Raw genomic sequence first — 25,628 nt, 5'->3', positions numbered from 1 at the left:
GTTGGGAACTTTCCGGCCCGGTGGTGATGACGTCCCCGGGCCGGCTTTTTTCATTTTTTTTCTGTGCTGATGCCTTTCTTTTTCCCGTTCCTGGTATCCCGGCCAGGTATTTATTCCGTCACCGGCGGGAGGCTGAACATTTGCTCAAACTGGCGGATGTTCTGCTGCACATAATCCAGAAACGCGCGCATGGCGGGTGTGGGATGTTTGCCTTGCGGGTACACCACGCACCAGCTGCGGCGCAGCGGGAAGCCGGGTAAAGCCAGCGTCTGTAAGCTGCCCAGCTGCAGTTCCGGCAGAATGCTGAGTTTCGGTAATACCGCCACGCCCAGCCCGGCCAGTACCGCGTGTTTTACCGCATCATTCGAGCCCAGCTGCATAATCGCTTTCAGGTCCAGGCGTTGTTGCTGGCAATGCAGTTCCAGGGCCAGGCGGCTGCCGGAACCGGGTTCCCGTGTTAGTAAGCCGGCCTGCAGAAAATCCGGCAGGGCAGGTTGTTGAAGCTGCAGCAAAGGATGCCCGGCCGGTACCACGGCCACCAGTTCATTATCCAGGAACGGCAGTGAGGCCAGCGGTTTGTCCACCGGCACCATGCCCATAATCACCAGGTCATCACTGTTATCGTTCAGGCGCTGAATGGCGTTGGCGCGATTCACCACCCGTACCGTCACCTGCACATCGGGATGCAAATCCAGAAACGCCCGCAATAAATAAGGCACCACATATTGGGCGGTATTCACCGCCACAATCCGCAATTCACCGGCCACTTTGCCATCCAGCGCGGCGAGGTCGGTTTGCAGGCGGCGCATTTCATCAAAAATCCGGCTGACGCTGAGTGCCAGTGTTTCACCGGCCGGGGTGCAATAGAGCTTGCGGCCGACGTATTCAAATAAGGGTTGCCCCAGTGCGTCCTCCAGCTGACGCATCTGGCTGCTGACCGCCGGCTGGGTCAGGCCCAGCAAATCACCGGCTTTGCTGTAGCCCTGTTGTTCATACACCGCCAGAAATACCTGCAGTTGGCGGAAGGTCAGGCGGGTGGCGAGGCGTTGGATGCTGAGTGGCATGGGCAGTCCGGGTGGGTATCTATAAGTGATACCTTATGCAGAAAGCAAAAAATTTCAATTTTTAGTTTTCAATGCCTATCTGTAGTCTGATTTTCAACCAGAAGACAACCCGGTCACTGGCCAAGGAGTCTGTATGCTGAAGAAACTACTCATCGCCAACCGCGGTGAAATTGCGGTGCGCATCGTGCGGGCCTGTGCGGAAATGGGCATCCGCTCGGTGGCGATTTATACCGAGCCCGACCGCTATGCCTTGCACGTTAAGCGTGCCGATGAGGCGTACTCACTGGGCGAGAATCCGTTGGCCGGATATCTGGACCCGCAGCGGCTGGTGAATCTGGCGCTGGAAACCGGCTGTGATGCCATTCATCCCGGCTATGGTTTTTTATCTGAAAATGCGCAATTTGCCCGCCTGTGTGAAGAACACGGGATTATCTTCGTAGGGCCGCGTTCTGATGTAATTCATAAAATGGGCGATAAAACCCAGGCCCGCGATGCCATGCGCGCCGCCGGCGTGCCGGTGACTCCGGGCTCGGAGGGTAACCTGGCGGATCTGGAAGAAGCGCTGCAGCTGGCCGCCAGTATTGGTTATCCGGTGATGCTGAAAGCCACGTCCGGTGGCGGCGGTCGCGGTATTCGCCGCTGTGATTCGGCGGATGAGCTGAAAATGCAGTACCCGCGGGTGATTTCCGAAGCCACCAAAGCCTTTGGCTCGGCCGATGTGTTTCTGGAAAAGTGCATCGTTAATCCGCGCCATATTGAAGTGCAGATTCTGGCCGACTCGCACGGCCATGTGGTGCATTTATTCGAGCGCGATTGCTCCATTCAGCGGCGCAATCAGAAGTTAATTGAAATTGCCCCCAGCCCGCAATTAACGCCGGAACAGCGTAATTATATTGGCGGCTTAGCGGTAAAGGCGGCGGCCGCCGTCGGCTATGAAAATGCCGGTACGGTGGAATTTCTGCTGTCGGGCAATGAAGTGTATTTCATGGAAATGAATACCCGCGTGCAGGTCGAACACACCATTACCGAACAGATTACCGGGGTGGATATCGTGCGTGAACAATTACGCATCGCCGCCGGCTTACCGCTCAGTTACCGCCAGGAAGATATTCAGTACCGGGGATTTGCGCTGCAATTCCGCATTAATGCCGAAGATCCGAAAAATGATTTTCTGCCCAGCTTTGGCCGTATTACTCACTATTACGCACCCGGTGGCCCCGGGGTGCGCGTCGATACCGCCATTTATACCGGCTATGAAATTCCGCCGTATTACGACTCTATGTGTCTGAAACTGGTGGTGTGGGCCTTAACCTGGGACGAAGTCATTGCCCGCGGGCAACGGGCACTGGCCGATATGCGTCTGCACGGCATTAAAACCACCGCCAGTTATTACCAGCAGATTCTGCAGCATCCGGATTTTAATCGCGGTCATTTCCATACCGGCTTTGTGCCGGAGCATCCGGAATTATTGCAGTACTCCGATAAAAAGCACCCCAGTGAAATTGCCCTGGCCGTGGCGGCTGCTATTGCTGCCCATGCCGGCTGGTAAGAGGAAAAATCATGGCTAAAAAAATCGAAATTACCGATGTTGTACTGCGTGATGCCCACCAGTCGCTGATTGCCACCCGCCTGCGTACGGAAGATATGTTGCCGATCTGCAGTAAGCTGGATCAGGTCGGCTATTGGTCGCTGGAAGTCTGGGGCGGCGCCACCTTTGATGCCTGTGTGCGGTTTCTGAAAGAAGACCCCTGGCAGCGTCTGCGCCAACTGAAACAAGCGCTGCCCAATACCCGTTTGCAGATGTTGCTGCGGGGCCAGAACCTGCTCGGCTATCGTCATTACGCCGACGATGTGGTGGAAGCTTTTGTGGAAAAAGCCGCCGATAACGGCATTGATGTATTCCGTATTTTTGATGCATTGAACGATGTGCGTAATCTGGAAACCGCTATGAAAGCGGTAAAAAAAGCCGGCAAACACGCACAGGGCACCATCTGTTACACCACCTCGCCGGTGCATACGCCGGAAGCCTTTGTAAAACAGGCGCACGTGATGAAAGACATGGGCGCAGACTCCATCGCTATTAAAGATATGGCGGGCCTGCTCACCCCGTACGCCACCTACGATCTGGTGAAGGCGTTAAAGGCAGAATTAAACGTACCGGTGGTGGTGCACAGTCACTCCACCGCCGGCCTGGCGCCGCTGTGTCAGCTGAAGGCAATTGAAGCCGGTGCCGATCGTATTGATACCGCCATTTCCGCCTTTGCTTCGGGTACCAGCCATCCGGCCACGGAATCGCAGGTAGCGGCGCTGAAAGGTACCGGATTTGATACCGGACTGGATCTGGAATTACTGGGCGAAATTGCTGATTACTTCCGCGAGGTGCGGAAAAAATATCACCAGTTTGAAAGTGAATTCACCCGCGAAGATGTGTCGGTGCAGATCAATCAGGTACCGGGCGGCATGATGTCGAACCTGGCCAATCAGCTGAAAGAACAGAACGCGCTGGATAAAATCCGTGCGGTATTTGCCGAAATTCCACGGGTGCGTGCCGACCTGGGGTATCCTCCGCTGGTAACGCCCACGTCACAGATTGTCGGCACTCAGGCGGTGTATAACGTACTGGCCGGCGAACGCTATAAAACCATTACCAACGAAGTAAAACGCTATCTGCAGGGCGGCTATGGTGCCGCACCGGCGCCGGTTAATGCGTCGTTGCAGAAAAAGGCCATTGGCAGTGAAATCGTGATTGAGGGTCGGCCAGCCGATTTGCTGGCGCCGGAGCTGGAAAAATTGCGCGCCGACATCGGCACACTGGCGCAGAGCGAAGAAGATGTGCTCACTTACGCCATGTTCCCCGATCTGGGCCGCGATTTCCTGCAGCAGCGGGCCGCCGGCACCTTGCAGCCGGAATCGCTGGAGCCGCCGGAACAGAAAAAAGACCGCATCGGGGTGGCCACCGAATTCCGTATTGATGTGCATGGCGAAACCTATGAAGTGGCGATTACCGGCGCTGGTGATGCCGCCTCCGGTAAACGCAAACTTTACTTGTCGCTGGATGGCGTGCCGGAAGAAATTACCTTTGAGCCGCTGAACGATTATGTGGCGTCCGGTAAACAAGCGCGGCGGCAGGCCAGTGAACCCGGCCATGTCAGCATTGCCATGCCGGGCAATATTGTCGAGGTGCTGGTGGCGGTGGGTGACACCGTTAATGCCGGGCAGGCGGTGCTGGTGGCCGAAGCCATGAAAATGGAAACCGAAGTGCACGCCAATATTGCCGGCACTGTAACAGCCGTGCATGTATCGAAAGGCGACCGGGTCACACCGGGAGAAGTGCTGATCGAAATCGTCTGATGGTGAACCGCTGCGTGTGGCGGGCGGATTCTTGCCCGTCCGGCACAGCAGGAAAGCAAAAAACGGGTTCTGTTCCACAGCAGAACTCCTTATTCTTGTAGCCTTGTTGATTGGAGGTGAGGCGTGGAACAGATTATTCGTGGTGTGCTGAATTTTAAGCGCAATATTTATCCGGAGCGCAAAGATCTGTTTGCCAGTCTGGCGGATCAGGGACAAAACCCGGATGTATTATTTATTACCTGCTCCGATTCGCGCATTGACCCGAATATGCTCACCGGTTCCAATCCCGGTGATCTGTTTATCTGCCGCAATGCCGGCAATATTATTCCCCCCCACAGTAACGAAACTGGCGGTATGACCGCCTCCATTGAATACGCCGTCGCCGTGCTGGGGGTGAAGCACATTATCGTCTGTGGCCATACCGATTGTGGTGCCATTAAAGGCGCGCTGGACTTAAGCAAGCTGAAGGCCCTGCCGCACGTAACCGAGTGGCTCAGTCACTGCCGTTCGGCCATGGAGATTGTGCGTGAGCGTAACAACATTCCGTTTGATCAGTGCCTGCCGCATCAGCATCTGAACGAAGCGATTGAAGAAAACGTACTGCAGCAGGTGCAGCATCTGCGTACGCACCCGGTGGTAGCGGCCAAACTGGCCACACACAAAGTGCAGATTCATGGCTGGGTGTATGACATCAAGTCCGGCACCATCCGTTGCTGTGGCCATAATGATGACCACTTCAGCGATTTTTCTGAGCATTACGCCAGCGTTATTGCCGCGCTGTAACCGCCAGAAGCGGCAGCCGGTGGCTGCCGCGGATTCCCTCAGACGTTCTGGTAACGGTTCTGCAAATACGCAAATACCGCCCGTATTCCCATGGCTTCCCCACCTAACGGCCGGCCAGGTAACTTGCGCCGGTTCCAGGCCATTACATCGAAATGTACCCAGGGTACGTTGTCGACAAAGTGCTCCAGATACAGCGCGGCGGTAATGGCACCGCCAAACGGGCCGGGTACCGAATTCACCAGATCGGCAATGTCGCTTTTCAGACTGTCACGGTAAGGTTCGTGCAGCGGCAGGTGCCAGACCGGGTCTGACACACTCTGGCCGGTCTGCATCAGGTCTGACGCCAGTTGCCACTGGTTGGTAAAGAAACCGGGTAATTCAGTGCCCAGGGCCACGCGGCAGGCGCCGGTTAAGGTCGCAAAATCAATCACCAGCTCCGGTTGTTCGCCCACCGCTTCGGTTAAGGCATCGCACAGCACCAGCCGGCCTTCGGCATCGGTGTTGTCAATTTCCACGGTTGAACCTTTGCGGGTTTTCAGTACATCGCCAGGGCGGAAGCTGTTGCCACTGATGGCGTTTTCCACTGCTGGAATCAGTACCCGTAAGCGCACCGGTAAACGCTCCGCCATAATCAGATAGGCCAGGCCCAGCACATGAGCGGCACCGCCCATGTCTTTTTTCATGGTGCGCATGGCGTCGGCGGGTTTGATATCCAGACCGCCGCTGTCAAAACAGACGCCTTTGCCGACCAGGGTGATTTTCGGCAGGCTGGGATCGCCCCAGCTGAAATCAATCAGGCGGGGCGCTGAAGCGCTGGCCCGGCCAACCGCATGAATCATTGGGAAGTTGTGAGTCAGCAGATCGTCACCGATCACCTGGCGCAAATGTGCGCCAAATTCCGCGGCAATGGTTTCTGCGGCGGCTGCCAGATGCTCGGGCATCATATCGGCGGCCGGGGTATTCACCAGGTCGCGTACCCAGCGGGTGGCAATCACCAGATGCTGCGCTTCGCGCAGGGCATCCCCATCGCTGATATACAGGCAGGGTAACGGCTTATCGTTGCTGCGGTACCGGTCAAAACGATAACAGCCAACCCCCCAGGCAAAGGCGATGCGTTTCATCTGTGCCGGGTCATCAATATTTTCCAGCCAGTAATCACCGGCCGGCAGCGCCGCCGGCAAGTCGCCACAGGCAAACTCATCATCCAGGGAGTCACAAACAAACAGCCCCTGCTGCAGCTGACCATCGGCCGCCGGCAGCAATTGCAGGCCCTTACCGCTGAAGCCACAGGCTTGCAGCCAGTTGCGGGTGCTGGCTGGCTGCTGTTCCAGCCAGGCGTTGTAAAGAGCAGATTCAAGAATAAGCAGGGGGGTGCCCTGCCGGCCGGCGGCTAAAACAGACATGTGAACTCCGGGGCTGTGTGAATAGGGCAAAGTATAGTCCTCCGTTGGCGGCTGGATACAGGCCGGCTTGTGGAAAATACATCTGCCTTCATGGTTACCGTCCGGCAGGGTAGAATGCCTGACTGTTTTGCATGGGTATCCTTATGATGTACGAACTAGCTGGCGGCACGCTCATTGGCCTGGCCGCTGCTCTGTTATGGTTGGGTATTGGCCGCATCAGCGGCATGACCGGGGTGTTATCCAGTGTGTTTCAGAGCTGGCAGCCGCAGCGGCGCTGGGCGCTGTGGTTTCTGGCCGGGTTGCTGCTGGCTTACCCACTGTTCCGGCTGCTGGGTGGCGAAGCACCGGTGGTGATCACCGATCATAAAGGCCTGCTGGCGGCAGCGGGTTTGCTGGTGGGCTTTGGTACCTATATTGGTAATGGCTGCACCAGTGGCCACGGCGTGTGCGGCATGGGCCGGTTGTCGGTGCGCTCAACCGTTGCCACCGTCACCTTTATGGTGGCTGGCGTTGTTACGGTGGCCATGATGAATCAGCTGGGGGTGCAGGTATGAACCGGCAGCGTTTAGCACCGCTGGTGGCATTGGCCAGTGGTCTGATTTTTGGACTGGGATTGCTGGTGTCGGGCATGAATAACCCGGCCAAGGTGCGGGCGTTTCTGGATGTGTTTGGTGCCTGGGAACCGGCCCTGATCGCCGTAATGGGCTCAGCTGTGACGGTCTTTGCGCTGGCGTTCTGGCTGGGGCGTAAGCGCAGCGCCCCGGTTTGTGCATCGGTATTCCACGAGCCGACCCTCACCCGCATTGATGCCCGCCTGCTCAGTGGCGCCATACTGTTTGGCGTGGGCTGGGGGCTGGTGGGCTTATGCCCGGGTCCGGCGCTGGTGAATATTTTTACCCTCAACAGCGATGTGCTGCAGTTTGTGGCGGCGTTATTGCTGGGTAACCGGCTGGCACACTGGCTGGTTGGACCGATAAAACATAAGGCCTGAAGGAGTCTGGCGCCGGTGTTGCCGTTCTGCTAGAATCCGCGGTCCTTTTATCCGTAGGTTGGCTGGTTGCCTTGTGCAACCAGTGAAAAACGGACTCCTTGCCTTACCGGATGGGCCGGAAGGCTGATAACCCACAAGGAGCTGACAATGCGTCACTATGAAATCGTTTTTCTGGTTCACCCAGATCAAAGCGAACAAGTACCGGCAATGGTTGAGCGTTACACCAATGCTATCGAAGCCGACGGCGGTAAAATCCACCGTTTCGAAGACTGGGGCCGCCGTCACCTGGCTTACCCGATCAACGATGTACACAAAGCCCACTACATTCTGATGAACGCAGAATGTTCGCAGGCTGCTCTGGACGAACTGACCACCAACTTCCGTTACAACGATGCCATTCTGCGTAACATGGTGATCCGTCGTGAAGAAGCTGTTACTGATATCTCTCCGATCAAAGCCGCTGAAGGCCGTGAAGACCGTCGTCGTGATACCCGCGTTGTTGCTGAAACTGAAGAAGCAACTGACGAGGCCGATGATGCCGACGAAACCGATTCTGAAGAAAACGCTGAGTAAGGGGATTTAAGTCATGGCACGTTTTTTCCGTCGTCGTAAGTTCTGCCGTTTCACTGCAGAGAACGTTAAAGAGATCGACTACAAAGATCTGGACACTCTGAAAGGTTACATCACTGAAACCGGCAAGATCGTTCCGAGCCGTATCACTGGTACCCGTGCGAAGTATCAGCGTCAGCTGTCTACTGCAATCAAGCGTGCGCGCTATATTGCTCTGCTGCCGTACACTGATCAGCACGACAACTGAGTGGGTTCCGGGCTATTTGCGTTGTCCCGGCCTTGTTAAAAGCTTTCTCGTAATGCTCATGTATGTTTATACACTCCGCTTACTCGAAAGCTTTTGCCTCGCCGGACCTGCCTCAATAACGCCCGGTTCTGCATCAGGTAGTAAAGTATGAAAGCACTGGCGCAATGGGCCATGTCCGGCCGCTGGCAGGCAACTGTCGCGGCGGGTTTGTGTTTAGCCTTGCCGTTGCTGTTCTGGATCGGAGCAGCATTGTTGGCACTGGTGATTTTGCGTCAGGGCTGGCGTGAAGGAAGTTCCGTGGTGTTATGGGCATTGCTTCCGGCAATTGCCTGGTTCGCCATGGGCGACCCCACGCCACTGATTATTGCTGTGGGCACCAGCGCCCTAGCGGTAATGTTGCGTCAGACGATCCGCCTTGATCAGGTGGTGATGCTGGCGGTGATCCCCGGGATAGTGGCGTATTTTCTGTTGCCGTTGTGGTTGTCTGAGGTTCTGCCTCAGGTCATACAAAGCAGTGAGCAGATGATTGCCGAAGCGCTGAGCGCGCAGCCAGAATTACTGGCGCAGATTCAGCCCTTGGTTGCCCCGATGATCAGTGGAGTGCTGGCCGCTCTGCATACGCTGGTTTTTATGTTGTGTCTGTTACTGGGACGCTACTGGCAAAGTGAACTGTATAACCCCGGCGGCTTCGGCACCGAGTTTAAACAGCTGCGCTTGCCTCTGGCTTACAGTGTACCGGCGGTGGCAATGATGCTGCTGGCGGGGCAACTGTCACCGGAACTGGCCGGACTCATGCCCGTTTTTACGGTGCCGCTGATGCTGGCTGGGATGGCGCTGTTCCATGGTGTTGTGACCACCACAAACGCCAGTTCGGCGTGGATTTTGTCGGTTTATCTGGCACTGTTCCTGTTCGGACCTTACATGTACACATTACTAATTTTCGTAGCGCTGCTGGACAGTGGTTTAAACCTCCGCGCGCGACTAAAAGACACGGCCGGTGAGTAACCGTGACCCTGTAATGAGGAATTTATTATGAAAATCATTCTGTTAGAAAAAGTAGCCAACCTGGGTGCACTGGGCGATACCGTTAATGTACGTCCGGGCTATGCGCGTAACTTCCTGTTCCCGCAGGGCAAAGCTGTACCGGCTACCAAAATCAACGTAGAACAGTTCGAAACCCGTCGTGCCGAACTGGAAGCTCAGTCTGCTGCCAAGCTGGCCGACGCTCAGGCCCGCGCTGCCAAGATCGAAGAAATCGAAGTGTCTGTTGCCGTTAAAGCCGGTGACGAAGGCAAACTGTTCGGTTCTCTGGGCAACCGCGACATCGCTGACCTGGTAAGCCAGGCTGGTGTTGAAGTGACCAAAGCTGAAGTACGTCTGCCGGAAGGCCCGATCCGCGCGCTGGGTGAATTCGATATCGCTATTCACCTGCACCCGGAAGTGAACGCTGTACTGAAACTGCACGTTGTAGCCGAGTAATAACGGTTGCTGCGGGGTGGCCGCCGACTGGCAGCCACTGGCAGAATAAGGCACTATTAGCCACCCGCTGATAGTGCCTTTTTTATTGGTTCCGTTTCTGAAAACGTCTGGAATAACAGCATGAGCGACGATTACAACTCCGATCAACAGACCGCCAGTCAGCGTACGCCACCGCATTCGGTGGAAGCCGAACAGTCGGTACTGGGTTCGCTGATGCTGGACGAACGCGCCTGGGAAACGGTGGCCGAAACCCTGCAGGACAATGATTTTTACCGCCATGATCACCGGCTGATTTTCCGTGCCATTCAGCATCTGGTGGCGCAGGAACAGCCCATCGATGTGGTGACCGTTTCCGAAGAGCTGGAAGAACGCGCGCAACTGGAAAAAGCCGGCGGGCCTGGATATTTAAGCCGGCTGGTGGACATGACTCCGTCCATTGATAACTGCGCGGCGTACGCCGAAATCGTGCGCGAACGGTCGCAGCAGCGGCGCCTGATTGAAGCCGCCACCGACATTATGCAGCGCGCCTACGAAACTGAAGGCGAAAGCTCGCTGACGCTGATTTCCGATGCTGAAAAAGCCATTGCCCTGATCGCTGAAGGCAGCCGCAAAGACGGCGGCCCGCAGGCGGTAGGGCCGATTCTGAAAAACACCCTCGAAACCCTTGAGCGGATGTTTGAGCAACCCGATGGCTTAACGGGTTTAACCACCGGCTTTACCGAAATTGACGCCCGCACCTCGGGCCTGCAAAAAGCCGACCTGGTGATTGTGGCGGCGCGTCCCTCCATGGGTAAAACCACTTATTCCATGAATCTGGTGGAAAATGCGCTGCTGGCGACCAAACGCCCGTGCCTGGTGTTCAGTATGGAAATGCCGTCGGAATCCATCGTGATGCGTATGCTGTCGTCGATTGGCAAGATCGACCAGACCCGTATCCGTTCCGGCAAATTAATTGATGAAGACTGGCCGAAATTATCCGCCGCGGTAAATTTATTAAAAGACCTGCCGCTGTACATTGACGATACGCCGGCCTTAACGCCGCAGGAAATGCGCGCCCGGGCGCGTAAGGTGTATCGTGAAAATAATAATGATCTGGCCATGATCATGGTCGACTACCTGCAATTAATGCGGGTATCCGGCAAAAGCGAAGGCCGTACCCAGGAAATTTCGGAAATTTCCCGTACCCTGAAAGCCATCGCCAAAGAATTTAATTGTCCGATGATTGCCCTGTCGCAGCTCAACCGCTCGCTGGAGCAACGGCCGAATAAACGCCCGGTGATGTCTGACCTGCGGGAATCCGGTGCCATCGAGCAGGACGCCGATATTATTCAGTTTATTTACCGCGACGAAGTGTATAACGAAGACTCCCCCGATAAAGGCGTGGCGGAAATTATTACCGGTAAACACCGTAACGGCCCCATCGGTATTGACCGGCTGGCGTTTATCGGTAAATACACCCGGTTTGAAAATCTGGCGCGCGGCTATGAAGGCGGCGACGACGAATACTGATGTCTGAACCGCCCGGCGGATCGCCGGTGCGGTTGCTGTGAGCAGGAAATAGTATGAAATTTACCCCTGAGTTAGCGTTTAACGGTGGCCGTGTGCGGCCGCTGGACTATGACGATGCCGACGCCCTGCTGGCGTTGTATCAGCAGCCGGAATTACCCGGCCAGAGCATTCCCGATAACAGCGAAGCAATGAGCCGGCTGGTCGATTACAGCGTGCAGATGGCCGCCACCCAGCGCGGCATGATGTGGTTGCTGGAAGTCGACGGCGCGGTGGTTGGTATGGTCAGCGCGTTTGACTGGCAGCCGTCACAACTGCGCGTGATGATGCGCGTCGATGGTTTACCGGCGCTGAACATTGAACAGCGGCAGGCCGCCTTGCAGGTGTGCATGGATTTTCTGGCGCAGAAATATCACCTGCGCAATTTCGGTTATCAGTGGATTCAGGGTCAGAACCCGGCCATTACCAGCATGCTGGCAAGCATGGGTTTCAGCCTGTGCGCCACGTTGCGTGATGGCTGGCGCGTCGGTAACGACGGCTTTGCCGATGTGCAGCAATACCATTTACTGCGCGCCGAAGAAAAACCCAAAGCCGGGCGTCTGGGGGAGCAGGATAACCCGGGTCAGAACCTGGACAAATCATTCAGTGGTAACGGAGGTAATGCCTGATGTGGAATTTTACTGCGGGCGGTTTTTCCTTACGTTTACCGGTGACCGAACAGGATAATGAGGCACTCTTTGTGCTGCTGAACGATGCCGAAGTTGCCGCGCATATTCCGCGCCTGCCGTTAACCGTAGCGGCACAGGCTCTGGATGAACTGCGCCGCGTGGCGATGCGCTTTGAAACCCGCGAAGCGGCATTCTGGCTGGTGGAAAATAATGCCGGTGAGTTAATCGGCCGCATCGGTATTCAGAATATTAACTGGCTGCAGCGCTGCGCCCGCTTACAGTGGGAATTCCCGGCCAGCGTCAGCCTGGCCGACCTGCAGCAGATCGTGCCGGCGGTGTTGAATTACGCCTTTACCGAACTGGGTTTGCACCGCATCGAAATGCGGCTGGAAGCGGGCCATGAGTTACAGCAGCAGCGCTTACAGGCTTTGGGCTTTCAGCGCGAGGGGTGCCTGCCGGCGCAACTGGAATTTGAAGGCCGCAGTGTTGATCTGGAATTGTGGAGTTTTCTGGCGACGGATCGTCGCTGAAAGTTGATCGACTATTCAGGTTCTGCGTCTACGTTTGAGGGACTGTTAGCAGACTCGCTGTGAATCCTTCCGTGGACGCTCGAATGCCGCTTCCCTGCGGCATACGGTCTGCTAACAGTTCCTCAAAATAGCCGCATGATCAGCTTGTTAGAGTGCGTTATTTCAAAAATTATATTGCGCCTTCAGCCACAGATTCCGGCCCGGTTCGTTAATGCGGTCGGTGGTTACATCGTAGCCCGGCACCGTCGCGCCATTGCGGGATATATGTTCGGCGTAAGTACGGTCGAACAGGTTATCAATACCGGCGGTGACCAGCAGGTTTTCCATCGCCTGATAACCGGCGTGCAATGAGAACACGGCGTAGGCGCTGGTTTCGTCGATATCCTGCCCCACAATATTGCCCTGATTAACCGCGACGCGGGACTGCTGCGCCACACCGCGCCACAGGCCACCGGCCGTCCATTTTCCTTGTGCATAATTCAGACCTAAACGCAGTTCCGGCGCCGGCATCTGGCCCAGGGCGCGGTCTTCATTGTCGTTGTCACCGTACACCCAGGCCAGGGTGCTGGTGCTGGTCCAGTTGGGGGCGAAACGCCAGCTCAGGTCGGCTTCGGTGCCCAATGTAGTGGCGCGGATATTGCGCGCATCGCTGGCAACCGCGCTGAGTTTTTCAATCAGAATGTAATCGTTGTGGTGGGCGTAAAACGCCGACACCGAGGCTTTGATATCCGTGCTGCTGTACACCAGGCCGATATCCAGCTGGGTGGTTTGTTCCGGGTTCAGCGCAAAGGTGCTGGCGCTGCCGGTCATCATGCTGGAGGTGGCCTCCGGGTTGCGGGTACGTTCCCAGTAATCCGCCGCCCGTTCGGTATAACCCAGGCCAATATAGCTGCGGGTATTGCTGTTCAGCTGCTGCTCATAACGGGCAAAGGCGCTGGTCAGCCACTGGTTATCTTCTGTGCTGCTGGTGGTTTTTCCGCTGCGTAAGTCTTCGGCTTCGTCACGGGTAACGCGCAGGCCGGCGTGCAGACTGTTACCGCCATCCAGTTGCTGAGTGGCTTCGGCAAACAGGGCGTTGCTGGTGAAACGCATATCATCGATGCGGGTCTGGCTCTGATAATCCGGGTCAGCTGCGGCATCGCCGGCCACCATGCTCATGGCTTTGCGCAGGCTGTGCTCGTTACGCTGATGCTCCGCGCCCAGTTCCAGGGTCAGGCGGTCAGACAGGTTCAGTTCGGTGCTGGCGGTAGCGCCCTGAGTTTCGCGGTCCGGGTTGGAGACCATTTTAGTTGCCGTTGGCAGGACATCGCGCAGACTGTAGTTATCCATCACATGATCGACGTAGTTGTGATAAATGCGCGCTTTTACCTGCGCCACTAACGGCGACAGGTTGTTCTGTTCGTAACTTAAGCCAATATTGGTGCGGTCAAAGGCGGTGCCGTCCATGCCGCGGTCGCCGTAAGCGGCTTCGCCGTCGCTTTTCGCCGCGCTCAGTTCAACGGTGGTGTCTGCATCCGGCGTCCAGCCCAGCTGCGCGCTGGTGCTCCAGCGGGTGTAGGCAGAATGCACTTCGTTGCCGTCGCCATCGTCGTAATTATCGGCATCGCTGCGGGTGCCGTTGAGGCGGATATAGCCCTGGTCGCCGCCGGCCAGAATCTGCGCCACCTGATCATTACGGCCAAAGCTGCCGCCCAGCAGGCTGACATAACCCTGCAGGGGGTTGGTGCTGAAATCGGGTTTGGCGCGTTCAAACATCACCGTGCCGGCGCTGCTGCCGCTGGCGTGTTTCACACTTTGCGGGCCTTTCAGGATGGTGACGCTGTCGTATTCTTCCGGGAACACATAGGCCGTGGGCGGGTCCATGCGGTTGCCGCAACCGCCGAGGATGGTTTCACCATCCAGCAGAATGCTCAGGCGCGAGGCCGCCATACCACGGAATAACGGGTCGCCATCGGTGCCGCCTTTGCGGATTACGGCAAAGCCCGGGATGCTTTTAAGCAGGTCGGCACCATCGTGGGCGGGTACCGGCTGGCGCGGGGCTTTCGGGTCGGTGACCACAGTTAACACTTCATTCATGGCCGGGGCTGTCACCACCACCGGGTCCAGTTGGCTGTCGGCCAGAACCGGCAGGCTGCTGGCCAGGGCAATACTCAGGGCTAACGGATGCAGACGCGACGCGAGCATAAAGCTTCCTTGTGGTGATCTTTGAAAACGGTGCGCAGGTTAACAAAGGACAAGGACAGCGGGGATGCGACACTGTGTCGCAGGGGCAGGCGGCGTGGCGGGTTATTGGGTTCCCGAAACGCCCTGTGGATGATTAATGGCGTTCGATCAGCTGCTTCAAGGCTTGCAGGCGCTGGCGCTGTTCGTCGCGGGGCAGGCTGACGGCCACGGTTTCCGGTAACGCCGGGGCGATATCCAGTTCCAGGTTTTCGCCGTTCTGCAGGCGTTGCAGCAGAATCTCATAATTGCGCTGAAACACCGGAAACGCCTGTTGTTCGGGCGTATTGGCAAGGAAAAACCAGTCGGTGGCGCGGCCGGCGAAATACACCGCCGGGTGGCTCCAGGCGAAGTCTTTTTTCGGCGACGGCGCGCGGCAGGCTTCCATATAGGCGGCGTGCGCGGAGGGCAGACCAAAGGTATCGGCGACATCGCAGCGCGCCAGCACTTCGTGCACATTGGGCAGCCAGCTGCTTTCTTTTACTGCCCGCTCGGCGGCGCGCATGATGACGGCGCCACTGTAATCGCACAGCAACCGCGCCCACAGGCGCTTGGCCATCACCATGGTGTCATGGTCGGGAAAAGCCTTCAGAAACTGGTTGTGATAGTTGAAGCGGAACAGCTCGAAGATCTGGTTAATGGCTTCTTTCTGTTCAATGGTGGCTTCTTTTACCGCCTCACCAGTTGGTGTCTTTAAGGCGCTGGACGCTTGCTGCAGCTGTTGTGTAACCCGGTTGAGCAGTTGCTTGCTGTCCATTGGTGTCTCCTGACGGCTGGGCCAGACGTTTGCCCCATTGTTGTTTTACATATTGCAGAAAGCGGCTGTTCCAGCTGTTGTGCACCTGGTTGGAATCGCGCCAGTACAGCACAAATTCCGGCACCCGCTGTTCGGCGAACTGCCGGTCAATGTGGGCCATGGCCAGAATATCGAAACAGTCCGGCGATGGTTGCCAGTTATCGGTAATGCGGGTGGGCAGCGATGAATGTTCGGCCGAGGCGCTGAACCGGGCCCATTGCTGCCGCACGTGCTGAATAAATTTGCTGTTCCAGGTTTTGCTCACATCGCCGCGTTCCACCCAGTAGAGTACAAACTCGGGCACGGCATCGGCAATAAACTGCGGGTCAATGCCGGCGCGCTGCAGAATCTGCAGGGCATCTTCGTGCGGTTGCCAGTCGTGGCGGATGGGCAGGGCATCTTCCTGTTGCGGGTTGAACGTACCCTGCAGGCGTTGTTGCTGACGCGCGGCATCATTGCGGGCAAACACCCACTGGCTTTTTACATGGCGGAAAAAGCGCACGTTCCAGTCGTTGCGATTGGCGCCCTGCTCGTGGCCCTGCAATAAAAAGGCATCCAGCTGGCTCCAGCTGAAACTGGCCGGAATGCCGTGCTGTTCCAGCCGCTGCAGGGTTTCGGTGTTGGGGCGCCAGCGTTCCGGCAGTGGTTGTTTCAGGTTGGCCGGCGGTGCTGCCGGCGGGTTCATCGGCGTTGCCGTGGCCGGGCGGGGCCGGGGTTCTGCAACCGCCGGACGCGGCTGCGGTGCCGGGGCGCTGGCCTGGGGCTGGCCGGCCGGTGGGGTAAAGCTGAACATCAGGCCTTCGGCATCGGGAAACATCGGCCCGCTTAAGGTTAACAGGCCCTTATCGAGCAGGTTTTGCAGAATACGGCGGATGGTAACATCGTCCCAGAACGGCAGCTGCTGGCGCAGCGCCTGTTTGCCCAGCCGCGCCCAGGCCTGGCTTTGCAGGCTGGCAGCATCGTTCAGCACCGTTAACAGCACGGCTTCTTCCAGCCCGATGGTGGCGGCCAGAGTGGCCGACAGGGCAATGGTTTTATCGCTGAACAGCGGGTGGCTGGGCATGAGGTATTTCCGTAATGAGTTTGCGCGGCGGGCCTGACATAATGCCAACCCCGCAGCCGCTCTGGTGATCGTTACCGGTGCGCGCTATTGTACTCTTTTTGCCGGCTGTTCCCACGCTCATGACACGTCCCACCCGCGCTTTGCTCAATTGGTCGCATCTGCGCCATAACTACGATATCGCCCGTTCCCATGCCGACGGTAAAGCTTACGCTGTGATCAAAGCCAATGGTTATGGCCATGGTCTGGTCAATTGCGCCCGCGCGCTGGGCAGCGCCGATGGCTTTGCCGTGGCCTGTGTGGACGAGGCGGTTACCCTGCGTGAGGCCGGTATTCAGCGGCCGGTGCTGGTGTTGCAGGGCGCTTATGATGCACAGGAATGGCAGCAGGCTGCTGAGCTGAATCTGCAGCTGGCGCTGCACCACGAACAGCAGCTGGCCGACCGCGCCGCCGCCAAACTGGCGCAGCCGGTGGCGGTGTGGCTGAAAATCAACAGCGGTATGAACCGGCTGGGGTTCCGTCCGGCGCAGGCGCCGGCCATTATTGAGCGTATTCAGCAGGACAGTGGCCTGCAGCTGCAGATGGTGATGTCGCATTTCTCCAGCGCCGATGAATGGCAAAGCCCGGCGCTGGCGGCACAGCTGGAATTACTGGCATCACAGCCCTGGCCGGTGCCGGCCAGTTTCAGCAACAGTGCCGGTTTATTCACCGAAAAGATCTGGGCCGGGCAGCCGGTTACCGATGCCATCAGTCGCCCCGGCATTATGCTGTACGGCAGTTCACCGCTGAATTACCGCAGCGCCGCCGAGCTGGGTTTAAAAGCCGTGATGACCCTGCAGTCGCAGTTAATCAGTACTCACAGCGTGCCGGCCGGTGAGCGGGTGGGCTATGGCGGTGACTGGCAGGCCGCGCGTGATACCCGCGTTGGGGTGGTGGCCATTGGTTATGGCGATGGCTATCCGCGCCATGCGCCCTCTGGTACGCCGGTGCTGGTGGACGGCGTTGAATGCCCGCTGATCGGCCGTGTGGCGATGGATATGATTACCGTCGATATTACCGACCATCCGGCCGCGCAGATCGGCAGCCCGGTGGAGTTGTGGGGCGAACACCTGAGTGTCGACCGCATTGCTGCCCTGTGCGGCACCATCAGTTATGAACTGTTTTGTCAGCTGACGCCGCGGGTCAAGCGGGTGGCCAGCGAGACGCCCGGAGGCTGAATGGACTTCGCTGCCCTGCGGGCTTATTTGCTGAGTAAACCTGAGGCGCAGGAGGATTTTCCCTTCGGCCCCGACGCTTATGTGTACAAACTGCAGGGCAAAATGTTTGCGCTGCTGTACGAAAAAGACGGCCAGGCGCGGGTCAACCTGAAATGCGAACCGCTGCAGGCGCAACAATTGCGCGATGTCTTTCAAAGCGTGATTCCCGGCTGGCACATGAATAAAACCCACTGGAATACCGTGTTGCTGGGTGGCGACGTACCGCCGGCCGAACTGCAGCGCCTGATTGACCATTCTTACGCGCGGGTGTTGCACAGCCTGACTGCCGCGCAGCGGCGTTTTCTGACCACCCGCTATTCACACGCCGAACTTGGGCTCGACCAGCGCTGACTTTTCCGGTTATCGTCCGAATGGCTAATGCCGGCGGCCAGGGTAATGATGCATTCTGGCGGATAGCCCGGTGCAGCGAATGCTGGCCGGTTTCTTCAACCAAGAAGGACAATAACAATGATCAAGCTGACCTTTGCCCGTAAAGTCGTGGCGGCCGCTGTCTGTGCCGTGGCGCTGATTGGTCCGGCGCAAGCCGATGATAAAAAAGTGTACCGTCTGAAGCTGGCAGAAACCTGGCCAACCAACTTTGGGGTGTTCAGTGCACCCGCCCGCAACATGGCCGAGCTGGCCGAAAAACTGTCTAACGGCCGTCTTAAAATTGAAATCGATACTGCCAACAAGCACAAATCCGCCATGGGCGTGTTCGATATGGTGCGCGCTGGTCAGTACGATCTGGGCCATTCCGCTTCCTATTACTGGAAGGGCAAGGATGAAAACACCCAGTTCCTGACCACCCGTCCCTTTGGTATGACCGCCACCGAACAATACGGCTGGTTCTACTACGGCGGCGGTATGGAGCTGATGCAGAAAGTGTACGAGCCCTACAACCTGATCTCGGTACCCGGCGGTAACACCGGTATGCAGATGGGCGGTTGGTTCCGCAAAGAAATCAAAAGTCTGGACGATCTGAAAGGCCTGAAAATCCGTATTCCGGGCTTTGCCGGTGAAATCTTTGCCAAAGTCGGCGCCAGCCCCACCAACATTGCACCGGGTGAAATGTACACCTCGCTGGAACGTGGTGCGATTGATGCGGTGGAATGGGTAGGCCCGTCGATGGACCTGCGTCTGGGCTTCCACAAAATTGCACCGTTCTACTACAGCGGCTGGCAGGAGCCGGCCACCGAGCTGCAGTTCCTGATCAACAAGCGTAAGTTCGAGCGTTTACCGGCTGACCTGCAGCAGATTCTGATGACGGCGATGCGCGTATCGGCTTATGACATGACCATTGAGTCGCATCATCTGTCTGGCCAGAACTGGGTGGCGATGAAAACCGAGTTTCCGGCAGTACAGGTAAAATCCTTCCCGCCGGAAGTGATGGCCGCGCTGCGTAAAGCCAACGACGAGTTGCTGGCTGAAGTGACCGCGAAAAACCCGCTGACCAAAGAGATTGTTGATTCTCAGGATGCCTACCTGAAACAAGTGCGCCAGTGGACCGATATTGCTGATCGTACCTACCTCAATAACATGGCGGAATAACGCCATTTGCAGCACCGGAGCTATACTCCGGTGCTGTATTAATCCTGACGGACTTCATTATGAATTTGCTGAGCCTGGAACAGGGCATCAACCGGATATCGGATGGCCTGGGCAAGTTTGCCGCCGTTCTGTTTTTGCTGATGCTGCTGAATGTGTTTTACGACGTCAGCGCACGCTATCTGTTTAACAGCGTGTCGATTGGCATGCAGGAACTGGAATGGCACCTGTTTGCCGCCATGTTTATGCTGGGTATTCCGTTCGCTTTACGGGCTGGCAGTCATGTGCGGGTGGATATTATTTACGACCGTCTCAGCCGTAACCGCCGCGCCTGGATTGATATTCTCTGTACGCTGTTTTTGTTATTCCCGTTCACCCTGCTGGTGGCCTGGTACGGTATTGGTTTTGCGTACGAAGCCTATCAGATTGGTGAAGGCTCCCCCGACCCGGGTGGCTTGCCACAACGCTGGGTTATCCGCTCCGTAATCACCATTGCGATGGTGTTCAACTTTATCAGTGGCATTGGCTTGCTGCTGCATTCAATTAATATCCTGCGGGGCCACCATCAGGATGAAGTTTATGTGCCGCCACAGCACTGACGGGAGCGCGCTTTTATGATCGGTATTATTATGTTTTTTGTGGCGCTGCTGATGCTGCTGGTGGGGTTCCCGGTAGCCTATATCTTCGGTGGCGTTGCCCTGATTTTCGGCGTGTTTGCCGAAGGTCTGGAAATTTTTGCCTTCATGCCATTCCGCATTCAGAGCATTATGGAAAACACCACCATGATGGCGGTACCGCTGTTTATTTTTATGGGCATTGTGCTGCAGAAGACCCGGCTGGCGGAGCAACTGCTGGAATCCATGGGGCAGTTATTCGGCCCGGTACGCGGTGGTCTGGCCATTTCGACCGTGCTGGTCGGTGCCTTGCTGGCCGCTTCCACAGGCGTGGTTGGCGCCTCGGTGGTGGCGATGGGGTTAATCTCGCTGCCGGTCATGCTGAAATACAATTACGATAAAAAACTGGCCACCGGTACGATCTGCGCGTCCGGTACGCTGGGGCAGATTATTCCGCCTTCTATTATTCTGATTATTCTCGGTGATGTGCTGGGCATTGCGGTGGGCGATCTGTTCAAAGCCGCGGTGGTGCCGGGGTTTGTGCTGATCGGTGCTTACCTGATTTATATCTTTATTTACACCTGGCTGAAGCCGGAAAGTGCGCCGGCCTTACCCCGCGATGAAACCCTGAATAAAGCCGAGTTTTACCGCAAAGCCATGTTCGCTATTGTGCCGCCGCTGACACTGGTGCTGGTGGTGCTGGGGTCTATTTTTGCGGGCGTCGCCACACCTACGGAATCCTCCGCGCTGGGCGGTATGGGAGCATTGTTGCTGGCGCTGTTGTACCGACAGTTCAGCTGGAAAATGGTGATGGATTCGTCCCTTGAAACCGTTAAGGTCACGGCAATGGTATTTGCCATTCTGCTGGGTGCGACGGCGTTCTCGATGGCGTTCAGCTACACCGGCGGCGACTACATTGTGGAAGAAATTCTGACCAATCTGCCCGGCGGTGCCACCGGTTTCCTGATTCTGTCGATGGTGGCCATTTTGATTCTTGGCTTCTTTATCGACTTTGTGGAAATCGCTTTTATCATCGTGCCGATTCTGGCACCGGTGGCTGACGCGCTGGGCATTGCCCCGCTGTGGTTCGCCATTCTGATTGCCATGAACCTGCAGACCAGCTTCTTAACACCGCCCTTTGGCTTCTCGCTGTTTTATCTGAAAGGGGTCGCGCCGCCGGGTGTCACCACGCTGGATATTTATAAAGGCGTGGTGCCCTTTATCCTGCTGCAGGTAACGGTGCTGGTGTCGATTATGCTGTTTCCGGGCTGGTATGGTTTGGTGTGATGCTCAACTAAAAGGTATTGCGAGCAGCCGGTTAATCCCGGCTGCTGGCGATCAGATTGTCCGGCTCGTAAATACTCACGCCGCTGGCCAGACTGCCCGGTAAGGCGCTGTTAAAAATATGCGGTTTGATTTTTCCCACCACGTGCATTTCGCACGGCTTGCAGTCGAATTTCAGCGTTAATACTTCATCGCCGTGCACCAGCTGCATGTCTTTTACTTTGGTGATGACGCCAGTCACGCCTTTCGCCTGTTTAGGGCACAAATTAAACGAGAAGCGCAGGCAGTGTTTGGTAATCATCACCGGTACGTCGCCGGTTTCTTCGTGCGCTTCAAAGGCCGCTTCAATCAGCTGCACACCAAAGCGTTGATAAAAGGCGCGGGCTTTTTCGTTGTAGACGTTATCAAGGAACGACAACTGCGTATCCGGATACACCGGCGCAGGCTCGCTGACGGCTTTGCGGAAACCGCGTGGGTGAGCGTTTACCCGTGCGGTGGTTAGGGCATCAATCAGCTCGCGGCGCAGCGCTTTTACTTGTGAGCCGGGAATAAACCAGGCATCGCCTTCCACATTAATCTGGTCAGCGTGATAAATGGTATTACCCAGCTGCGCGAAGGTATCCTGCAATTGCTGCAGCGATTTTTCCGCGTTGTTAGCCGGATCAAACGGACCATTTAAGGTAGCAGAAACACGGATGCCTTCTTCGCTGGTCACCGTAACATTCAGGGCCTGCTGCGTACTCTGAATATCCCAGTTCACCAGCACTCGGCGTTCTGCCGACGTTTTCAGCAGCGCCTGTTGCCAGTTATGGTCGAGGTTGCGGTTCAGCACCGTGGGCAGGCGCAGCTTGCTCAGTTCCAGTGGCATTTCGTTTGGCGTTACCCGGTATTGCCAGACGTGCTTCGGCTGGCCGTTGTCATCTTCATGCTCTTCAGGTGGTAAGTCGAACTCACACAGCAGCTGCACAGTGTTCACACGCCAGCCGACCACATCACGTTTAACCAGCACGTTCAGACCATCGCCGTTGCTTAACGGCGTGTCGGTTTGCACGGTTAATTCCTGTTTGCCAACGCCGATTAATTCACCCACCGGCAGGCCAACGAATTTGGGTGAATCGAACGCACCGATATCGATTTTACGATCGGTAACGAAATAATCGGTGCTGCCGCGATGAAAGGTTTTATCCGGATTCGGCGCAAAGAAATGCTCGGTATAGCCGCTGGACGCGCGCGCCAGTTCCGGGCGTTCGGTCAGGATGTCGTCCAGCAGCTGACGGTAATGCGCGGTGATGTTTTTGACGTAGCTGACGTCTTTATAGCGCCCTTCAATTTTGAACGAACGCACGCCGGCATCGACCAGATCGCGCAGGTTGGCGCTCTGGTTGTTGTCTTTCATCGACAGCAGGTGCTTGTCGTACGCCACCACGCGGCCGGCATCGTCTTTTAAGGTGTAGGGCAGACGGCAGGCTTGTGAACAGTCACCCCGGTTGGCGCTGCGGCCGGTCTGGGCGTGGGAAATATTGCACTGCCCGGAAAACGCTACGCACAGCGCACCGTGAATAAAAAATTCCACCGCCGCATTGACGCTGTCGGCAATGGCTTTGATTTCCTGCAGGTTTAATTCGCGTGCCAGTACGATTTGTGAAAATCCGGCACGGGATAAAAACTGCGCTTTTTCCAGCCGGCGGATATCGCACTGGGTGGACGCGTGCAGCTCAATGGGCGGAATATCCAGTTCCAGTACGCCCATATCCTGCACAATTAAGGCATCGACGCCGGCATCGTACAGTTCGTGAATTAACCGCCGCGCCGGTTCCAGTTCATCGTCGTGCAGAATGGTGTTCAGCGTCACGAAGACTTTGGCGTGGAATAAATGCGCAAATTCCACCAGCTGCGCAATGTCGGCCACCGAGTTGCTGGCGTTATGGCGCGCGCCAAACCCCGGCCCACCGATATACACCGCATCAGCACCGTGCAGAATCGCCTCTTTGGCAATGCTGACATCACGGGCCGGGCTTAATAATTCGAGCTGGTGTTTTTTTAACATGGGGGTAACCGGGGCAGGGGCAGAAAAACGCAGGAAGGAGATTGAAACAGGAAGAAAGCTCCGGGGCAAAACCCCGGAGCGCAGCGCATCAGGCTAAGCTGTTAACTGCTTCGACCACCGCATCCACGGTAATGCCGAATTCTTTATACAGCAGCGCCGCTGGTGCGGATTCACCGAAGGTGTCCATGCCGATGATCTTGCCGTTTAAGCCAACAAACTTGTACCAGTAATCTTTGTGCAGCGCTTCCACCGCCACGCGGGCCGATACAGATGCCGGCAGAACGGATTCGATGTACGCCGCATCCTGTTTGCAGAACACTTCGGCGCACGGCATTGACACCACACGGATGTTTTTGCCGGCCAGCTGTTCAGCCGCAGCAGTCGCCAGTTCCACTTCCGAACCGGTCGCGATGATGATGGCGTCCGGTGTGCCAGCGCAATCTTTCAGCACATAACCGCCACGGGCAATGGCGGCAACCTGTTCAGCCGAACGCGGCTGATGCTGCAGATTCTGGCGCGAGAAAATCAGCGCGCTTGGGCCATCTTTACGCTCGATGGCAGATTTCCACGCAGTAGCCGATTCCACGGTATCGCACGGACGCCAGGTTTCCAGATTCGGGGTATTACGCAGGTTGGCCACCTGTTCCACCGGCTGGTGGGTCGGGCCGTCTTCGCCCAGACCAATGGAGTCGTGGGTGTATACGAAAATAGAACGCTGCTTCATCAGGGAAGCCATACGCACGGCGTTACGGGCGTATTCCATAAACATCAGGAAGGTGGCGCCGTAAGGAATAAAGCCTTTGTGCAGCGCGATGCCGTTCATCATGGCGCTCATGGCAAATTCGCGTACGCCGTAGAATACGTAGTTACCGGAAGCGTCGGTTTCGCTCACGCCCTGACAACCTTTCCACAGGGTCAGGTTAGAACCGGCGAGGTCGGCGGAACCGCCGAGGAATTCCGGCAGCAGCGGGCCAAAGGCGTTCAATGTGTTTTGCGAGGCTTTACGCGAGGCAACCACTTCGCCTTTGGCCTGGCATTCTTCGATATAAGCCTGGGCTTTGGCGGTAAAGTCGGCCGGCAGTTCGCCGTTGACGCGGCGTTTGAATTCCGCCGCCAGTTCCGGGTAAGCCGCTGCATAGGCAGCAAATTTTTCATTCCAGCTTTGCTCAGCAGCGGTGCCTTTTTCTTTGGCACTCCAACCGGCGTAGACATTGTCCGGAATTTCGAAGGCGCCGTGTTTCCAGCCCAGACGCTCACGGGTCAGGGCGATTTCGTCATCGCCCAGCGGCGCGCCGTGGCAATCTTCTTTGCCTTCTTTATTCGGTGAGCCGAAACCAATAATGGTTTTGCAGCAGATCAGGGTCGGCTGTTCGGTGTTGGCGCGGGCAGTTTCAATGGCTTGTTTGATTTCTTCCGGGTCGTGACCGTTCACGCGCGGAATCACCTGCCAGCCGTACGACTCAAAACGCTTCACGGTGTCGTCGGTAAACCAGCCTTCCACTTCGCCGTCGATGGAAATGCCGTTGTCATCGTAGAAGGCAATCAGTTTGCCTAAGCCCAGGGTGCCGGCCAGTGAGCAGGCTTCGTGGGAAATACCTTCCATCATGCAGCCGTCACCCATGAACACGTAGGTGAAGTGGTCGACCACATTGAATTTGTCGCGGTTGAACTGGGCGGCCAGCACTTTCTCGGCCAGCGCCATGCCCACGCCATTGGCAATACCCTGACCCAGCGGGCCGGTGGTGGTTTCAATGCCCGGGGCGTAACCGTATTCCGGGTGACCCGGAGTTTTGGAGTGCAACTGACGGAAGTTTTTCAGATCGTCGATGGTCAGGTCGTAACCGCTCAGGTGCAGCAGCGAGTAAATCAGCATCGAACCGTGGCCGTTGGACAGAATAAAACGGTCGCGGTCGGCCCATTCCGGGTTGGTCGGGTTGTGCTTGAGGTAGTCGTTCCACAGAACTTCGGCGATGTCGGCCATGCCCATCGGGGCGCCGGGGTGACCGGATTTGGCTTTCTGTACGGCGTCCATGCTCAGGGCGCGGATGGCGTTGGCCAGTTCGGTACGGGTAGTCATGAAACGACTCCTGAATGTCGGTTGCGATGGTTGAGTCTGCCGGTCTGCGCCGGCAGTACCAAAAGGGGGCGCTATTGTCGCCCAGAACGCAGGCCTCAGCAACGCCGGCGGGGCGGGGCGGGCACAATTGTACGCGG

The 25,628-nt window shown here is 56.8% G+C and carries 24 protein-coding genes; 17 read left to right on the top strand and 7 right to left on the bottom strand.

Annotated features, from left to right (window positions below; translation table 11 throughout):
* Positions 1-110 precede the first annotated feature (110 nt).
* Positions 111-1,064 (bottom strand): LysR family transcriptional regulator, encoded by a 954-nt coding sequence (locus tag GJQ55_RS11790; protein ID WP_228345161.1) that lies wholly within the window; start codon positions 1,062-1,064, stop codon positions 111-113.
* Positions 1,065-1,197: 133 nt separating this feature from the next.
* Here GJQ55_RS11790 and GJQ55_RS11785 point away from each other — a divergent pair, with 133 nt between their 5' ends.
* From GJQ55_RS11785 to GJQ55_RS11775, 3 genes are all read left to right on the top strand, one after another.
* Positions 1,198-2,613 carry an acetyl-CoA carboxylase biotin carboxylase subunit gene (locus GJQ55_RS11785; protein WP_228345160.1) on the top strand — a complete coding sequence of 472 codons (1,416 nt, stop codon included), beginning with the start codon at positions 1,198-1,200 and terminating at the stop codon, positions 2,611-2,613.
* A gap of 11 nt (positions 2,614-2,624) precedes the next feature.
* Positions 2,625-4,415 carry a sodium-extruding oxaloacetate decarboxylase subunit alpha gene (gene oadA, locus GJQ55_RS11780; protein ID WP_228345159.1) on the top strand — a complete coding sequence of 597 codons (1,791 nt, stop codon included), beginning with the start codon at positions 2,625-2,627 and terminating at the stop codon, positions 4,413-4,415.
* Between the two features lie 123 nt (positions 4,416-4,538).
* Positions 4,539-5,198, top strand: coding sequence for a carbonic anhydrase (locus tag GJQ55_RS11775; protein ID WP_228345158.1), 660 nt, complete (start codon positions 4,539-4,541; stop codon positions 5,196-5,198).
* A 38-nt stretch (positions 5,199-5,236) separates the two neighbouring features.
* Here the strand turns inward: GJQ55_RS11775 and GJQ55_RS11770 are convergent, their stop codons facing one another.
* Positions 5,237-6,601 carry a leucyl aminopeptidase family protein gene (locus GJQ55_RS11770; protein WP_228345157.1) on the bottom strand — a complete coding sequence of 455 codons (1,365 nt, stop codon included), beginning with the start codon at positions 6,599-6,601 and terminating at the stop codon, positions 5,237-5,239.
* Between the two features lie 143 nt (positions 6,602-6,744).
* Here GJQ55_RS11770 and GJQ55_RS11765 point away from each other — a divergent pair, with 143 nt between their 5' ends.
* The 9 genes from GJQ55_RS11765 (at position 6,745) to GJQ55_RS11725 (ending at position 12,592) form a co-directional block, all read left to right on the top strand.
* Positions 6,745-7,155, top strand: coding sequence for a YeeE/YedE family protein (locus GJQ55_RS11765; RefSeq protein WP_228345156.1), 411 nt, complete (start codon positions 6,745-6,747; stop codon positions 7,153-7,155).
* The gene (locus tag GJQ55_RS11760; RefSeq protein WP_228345155.1) at positions 7,152-7,592 is read left to right on the top strand and encodes a YeeE/YedE family protein; all 441 of its coding nucleotides are present in this window, start codon (positions 7,152-7,154) and stop codon (positions 7,590-7,592) included. The genes GJQ55_RS11765 and GJQ55_RS11760 overlap by 4 nt, the downstream gene beginning before the upstream one ends.
* A gap of 147 nt (positions 7,593-7,739) precedes the next feature.
* Positions 7,740-8,165 carry a 30S ribosomal protein S6 gene (rpsF, locus tag GJQ55_RS11755; protein ID WP_228345154.1) on the top strand — a complete coding sequence of 142 codons (426 nt, stop codon included), beginning with the start codon at positions 7,740-7,742 and terminating at the stop codon, positions 8,163-8,165.
* 13 nt (positions 8,166-8,178) lie between these two features.
* Positions 8,179-8,409 (top strand): 30S ribosomal protein S18, encoded by a 231-nt coding sequence (gene rpsR, locus GJQ55_RS11750; protein ID WP_228345153.1) that lies wholly within the window; start codon positions 8,179-8,181, stop codon positions 8,407-8,409.
* A gap of 147 nt (positions 8,410-8,556) precedes the next feature.
* Entirely contained in the window at positions 8,557-9,414 is an 858-nt protein-coding gene (locus GJQ55_RS11745) for a YybS family protein (protein ID WP_228345152.1), read from the top strand.
* Positions 9,415-9,441: 27 nt separating this feature from the next.
* A complete protein-coding gene (rplI, locus tag GJQ55_RS11740; RefSeq protein ID WP_228345151.1) occupies positions 9,442-9,888 on the top strand; it encodes a 50S ribosomal protein L9 in 447 nt (148 codons plus the stop codon).
* A gap of 120 nt (positions 9,889-10,008) precedes the next feature.
* Positions 10,009-11,397, top strand: a complete 1,389-nt coding sequence (gene dnaB / locus GJQ55_RS11735) for a replicative DNA helicase (RefSeq protein WP_228345150.1) — start codon at positions 10,009-10,011, stop codon at positions 11,395-11,397.
* Positions 11,398-11,450: 53 nt separating this feature from the next.
* Complete coding sequence (locus GJQ55_RS11730; RefSeq protein ID WP_228345149.1) at positions 11,451-12,062, top strand: GNAT family N-acetyltransferase; 612 nt, start codon at positions 11,451-11,453, stop codon at positions 12,060-12,062.
* A complete protein-coding gene (locus tag GJQ55_RS11725) occupies positions 12,062-12,592 on the top strand; it encodes a GNAT family N-acetyltransferase (RefSeq protein ID WP_228345148.1) in 531 nt (176 codons plus the stop codon). Before GJQ55_RS11730 ends, GJQ55_RS11725 begins: the two co-directional genes overlap by 1 nt.
* A gap of 162 nt (positions 12,593-12,754) precedes the next feature.
* Here the strand turns inward: GJQ55_RS11725 and GJQ55_RS11720 are convergent, their stop codons facing one another.
* The 3 genes from GJQ55_RS11720 to GJQ55_RS11710 form a co-directional block, all read right to left on the bottom strand.
* A complete protein-coding gene (locus GJQ55_RS11720) occupies positions 12,755-14,776 on the bottom strand; it encodes a TonB-dependent copper receptor (RefSeq protein WP_228345147.1) in 2,022 nt (673 codons plus the stop codon).
* A gap of 133 nt (positions 14,777-14,909) precedes the next feature.
* Positions 14,910-15,569: a replication protein P gene (locus tag GJQ55_RS11715; protein WP_228345146.1), complete on the bottom strand. Its 660-nt coding sequence runs from the start codon at positions 15,567-15,569 to the stop codon at positions 14,910-14,912.
* Positions 15,490-16,671, bottom strand: a complete 1,182-nt coding sequence (locus GJQ55_RS11710) for a DnaT-like ssDNA-binding domain-containing protein (RefSeq protein ID WP_228345145.1) — start codon at positions 16,669-16,671, stop codon at positions 15,490-15,492. Before GJQ55_RS11710 ends, GJQ55_RS11715 begins: the two co-directional genes overlap by 80 nt.
* Before the next feature lie 119 nt (positions 16,672-16,790).
* Between GJQ55_RS11710 and alr the strand changes: the two genes are divergently transcribed.
* The 5 genes from alr (at position 16,791) to GJQ55_RS11685 (ending at position 21,370) form a co-directional block, all read left to right on the top strand.
* On the top strand, positions 16,791-17,885 hold the full coding sequence (alr, locus tag GJQ55_RS11705) for an alanine racemase (RefSeq protein WP_228345144.1): 1,095 nt from the start codon (positions 16,791-16,793) through the stop codon (positions 17,883-17,885).
* The gene (locus tag GJQ55_RS11700) at positions 17,886-18,275 is read left to right on the top strand and encodes an MmcQ/YjbR family DNA-binding protein (RefSeq protein WP_228345143.1); all 390 of its coding nucleotides are present in this window, start codon (positions 17,886-17,888) and stop codon (positions 18,273-18,275) included. It abuts the gene before it with no gap.
* Between the two features lie 117 nt (positions 18,276-18,392).
* Entirely contained in the window at positions 18,393-19,472 is a 1,080-nt protein-coding gene (locus tag GJQ55_RS11695) for a TRAP transporter substrate-binding protein (protein ID WP_228345142.1), read from the top strand.
* 59 nt (positions 19,473-19,531) lie between these two features.
* Positions 19,532-20,068 (top strand): TRAP transporter small permease subunit, encoded by a 537-nt coding sequence (locus GJQ55_RS11690; RefSeq protein WP_228345141.1) that lies wholly within the window; start codon positions 19,532-19,534, stop codon positions 20,066-20,068.
* 15 nt (positions 20,069-20,083) lie between these two features.
* Positions 20,084-21,370 (top strand): TRAP transporter large permease, encoded by a 1,287-nt coding sequence (locus GJQ55_RS11685; RefSeq protein ID WP_228345140.1) that lies wholly within the window; start codon positions 20,084-20,086, stop codon positions 21,368-21,370.
* Positions 21,371-21,401: 31 nt separating this feature from the next.
* Here GJQ55_RS11685 and GJQ55_RS11680 read toward each other — a convergent pair whose 3' ends face one another.
* Together GJQ55_RS11680 and tkt are read right to left on the bottom strand one after the other, a co-directional pair.
* Positions 21,402-23,414 carry a peptidase U32 family protein gene (locus GJQ55_RS11680; protein WP_228345139.1) on the bottom strand — a complete coding sequence of 671 codons (2,013 nt, stop codon included), beginning with the start codon at positions 23,412-23,414 and terminating at the stop codon, positions 21,402-21,404.
* Between the two features lie 88 nt (positions 23,415-23,502).
* Positions 23,503-25,491: a transketolase gene (tkt, locus tag GJQ55_RS11675; protein WP_228345138.1), complete on the bottom strand. Its 1,989-nt coding sequence runs from the start codon at positions 25,489-25,491 to the stop codon at positions 23,503-23,505.
* Positions 25,492-25,628 lie beyond the last annotated feature (137 nt).

It is taken from the genome of Venatoribacter cucullus, assembly GCF_016132445.1.
Lineage (GTDB): Bacteria > Pseudomonadota > Gammaproteobacteria > Pseudomonadales > Oceanobacteraceae > Venatoribacter > Venatoribacter cucullus.
This window is presented reverse-complemented; position numbering and strand designations above follow the sequence as displayed.

Excerpts from the sequence above, each read along its gene's own strand:
- GJQ55_RS11790 (WP_228345161.1), bottom strand. The coding sequence starts at position 1,064 with ATGCCACTCAGCATCCAACGCCTCGCCACCCGCCTGACCTTCCGCCAA.
- GJQ55_RS11785 (WP_228345160.1), top strand. The coding sequence starts at position 1,198 with ATGCTGAAGAAACTACTCATCGCCAACCGCGGTGAAATTGCGGTGCGC.
- oadA (WP_228345159.1), top strand. The coding sequence starts at position 2,625 with ATGGCTAAAAAAATCGAAATTACCGATGTTGTACTGCGTGATGCCCAC.
- GJQ55_RS11770 (WP_228345157.1), bottom strand. The coding sequence starts at position 6,601 with ATGTCTGTTTTAGCCGCCGGCCGGCAGGGCACCCCCCTGCTTATTCTT.
- GJQ55_RS11765 (WP_228345156.1), top strand. The coding sequence starts at position 6,745 with ATGATGTACGAACTAGCTGGCGGCACGCTCATTGGCCTGGCCGCTGCT.
- GJQ55_RS11760 (WP_228345155.1), top strand. The coding sequence starts at position 7,152 with ATGAACCGGCAGCGTTTAGCACCGCTGGTGGCATTGGCCAGTGGTCTG.
- rpsF (WP_228345154.1), top strand. The coding sequence starts at position 7,740 with ATGCGTCACTATGAAATCGTTTTTCTGGTTCACCCAGATCAAAGCGAA.
- rpsR (WP_228345153.1), top strand. The coding sequence starts at position 8,179 with ATGGCACGTTTTTTCCGTCGTCGTAAGTTCTGCCGTTTCACTGCAGAG.
- GJQ55_RS11745 (WP_228345152.1), top strand. The coding sequence starts at position 8,557 with ATGAAAGCACTGGCGCAATGGGCCATGTCCGGCCGCTGGCAGGCAACT.
- rplI (WP_228345151.1), top strand. The coding sequence starts at position 9,442 with ATGAAAATCATTCTGTTAGAAAAAGTAGCCAACCTGGGTGCACTGGGC.
- dnaB (WP_228345150.1), top strand. The coding sequence starts at position 10,009 with ATGAGCGACGATTACAACTCCGATCAACAGACCGCCAGTCAGCGTACG.
- GJQ55_RS11730 (WP_228345149.1), top strand. The coding sequence starts at position 11,451 with ATGAAATTTACCCCTGAGTTAGCGTTTAACGGTGGCCGTGTGCGGCCG.
- GJQ55_RS11725 (WP_228345148.1), top strand. The coding sequence starts at position 12,062 with ATGTGGAATTTTACTGCGGGCGGTTTTTCCTTACGTTTACCGGTGACC.
- GJQ55_RS11720 (WP_228345147.1), bottom strand. The coding sequence starts at position 14,776 with ATGCTCGCGTCGCGTCTGCATCCGTTAGCCCTGAGTATTGCCCTGGCC.
- GJQ55_RS11715 (WP_228345146.1), bottom strand. The coding sequence starts at position 15,569 with ATGGACAGCAAGCAACTGCTCAACCGGGTTACACAACAGCTGCAGCAA.
- GJQ55_RS11710 (WP_228345145.1), bottom strand. The coding sequence starts at position 16,671 with ATGCCCAGCCACCCGCTGTTCAGCGATAAAACCATTGCCCTGTCGGCC.
- alr (WP_228345144.1), top strand. The coding sequence starts at position 16,791 with ATGACACGTCCCACCCGCGCTTTGCTCAATTGGTCGCATCTGCGCCAT.
- GJQ55_RS11700 (WP_228345143.1), top strand. The coding sequence starts at position 17,886 with ATGGACTTCGCTGCCCTGCGGGCTTATTTGCTGAGTAAACCTGAGGCG.
- GJQ55_RS11695 (WP_228345142.1), top strand. The coding sequence starts at position 18,393 with ATGATCAAGCTGACCTTTGCCCGTAAAGTCGTGGCGGCCGCTGTCTGT.
- GJQ55_RS11690 (WP_228345141.1), top strand. The coding sequence starts at position 19,532 with ATGAATTTGCTGAGCCTGGAACAGGGCATCAACCGGATATCGGATGGC.
- GJQ55_RS11685 (WP_228345140.1), top strand. The coding sequence starts at position 20,084 with ATGATCGGTATTATTATGTTTTTTGTGGCGCTGCTGATGCTGCTGGTG.
- GJQ55_RS11680 (WP_228345139.1), bottom strand. The coding sequence starts at position 23,414 with ATGTTAAAAAAACACCAGCTCGAATTATTAAGCCCGGCCCGTGATGTC.
- tkt (WP_228345138.1), bottom strand. The coding sequence starts at position 25,491 with ATGACTACCCGTACCGAACTGGCCAACGCCATCCGCGCCCTGAGCATG.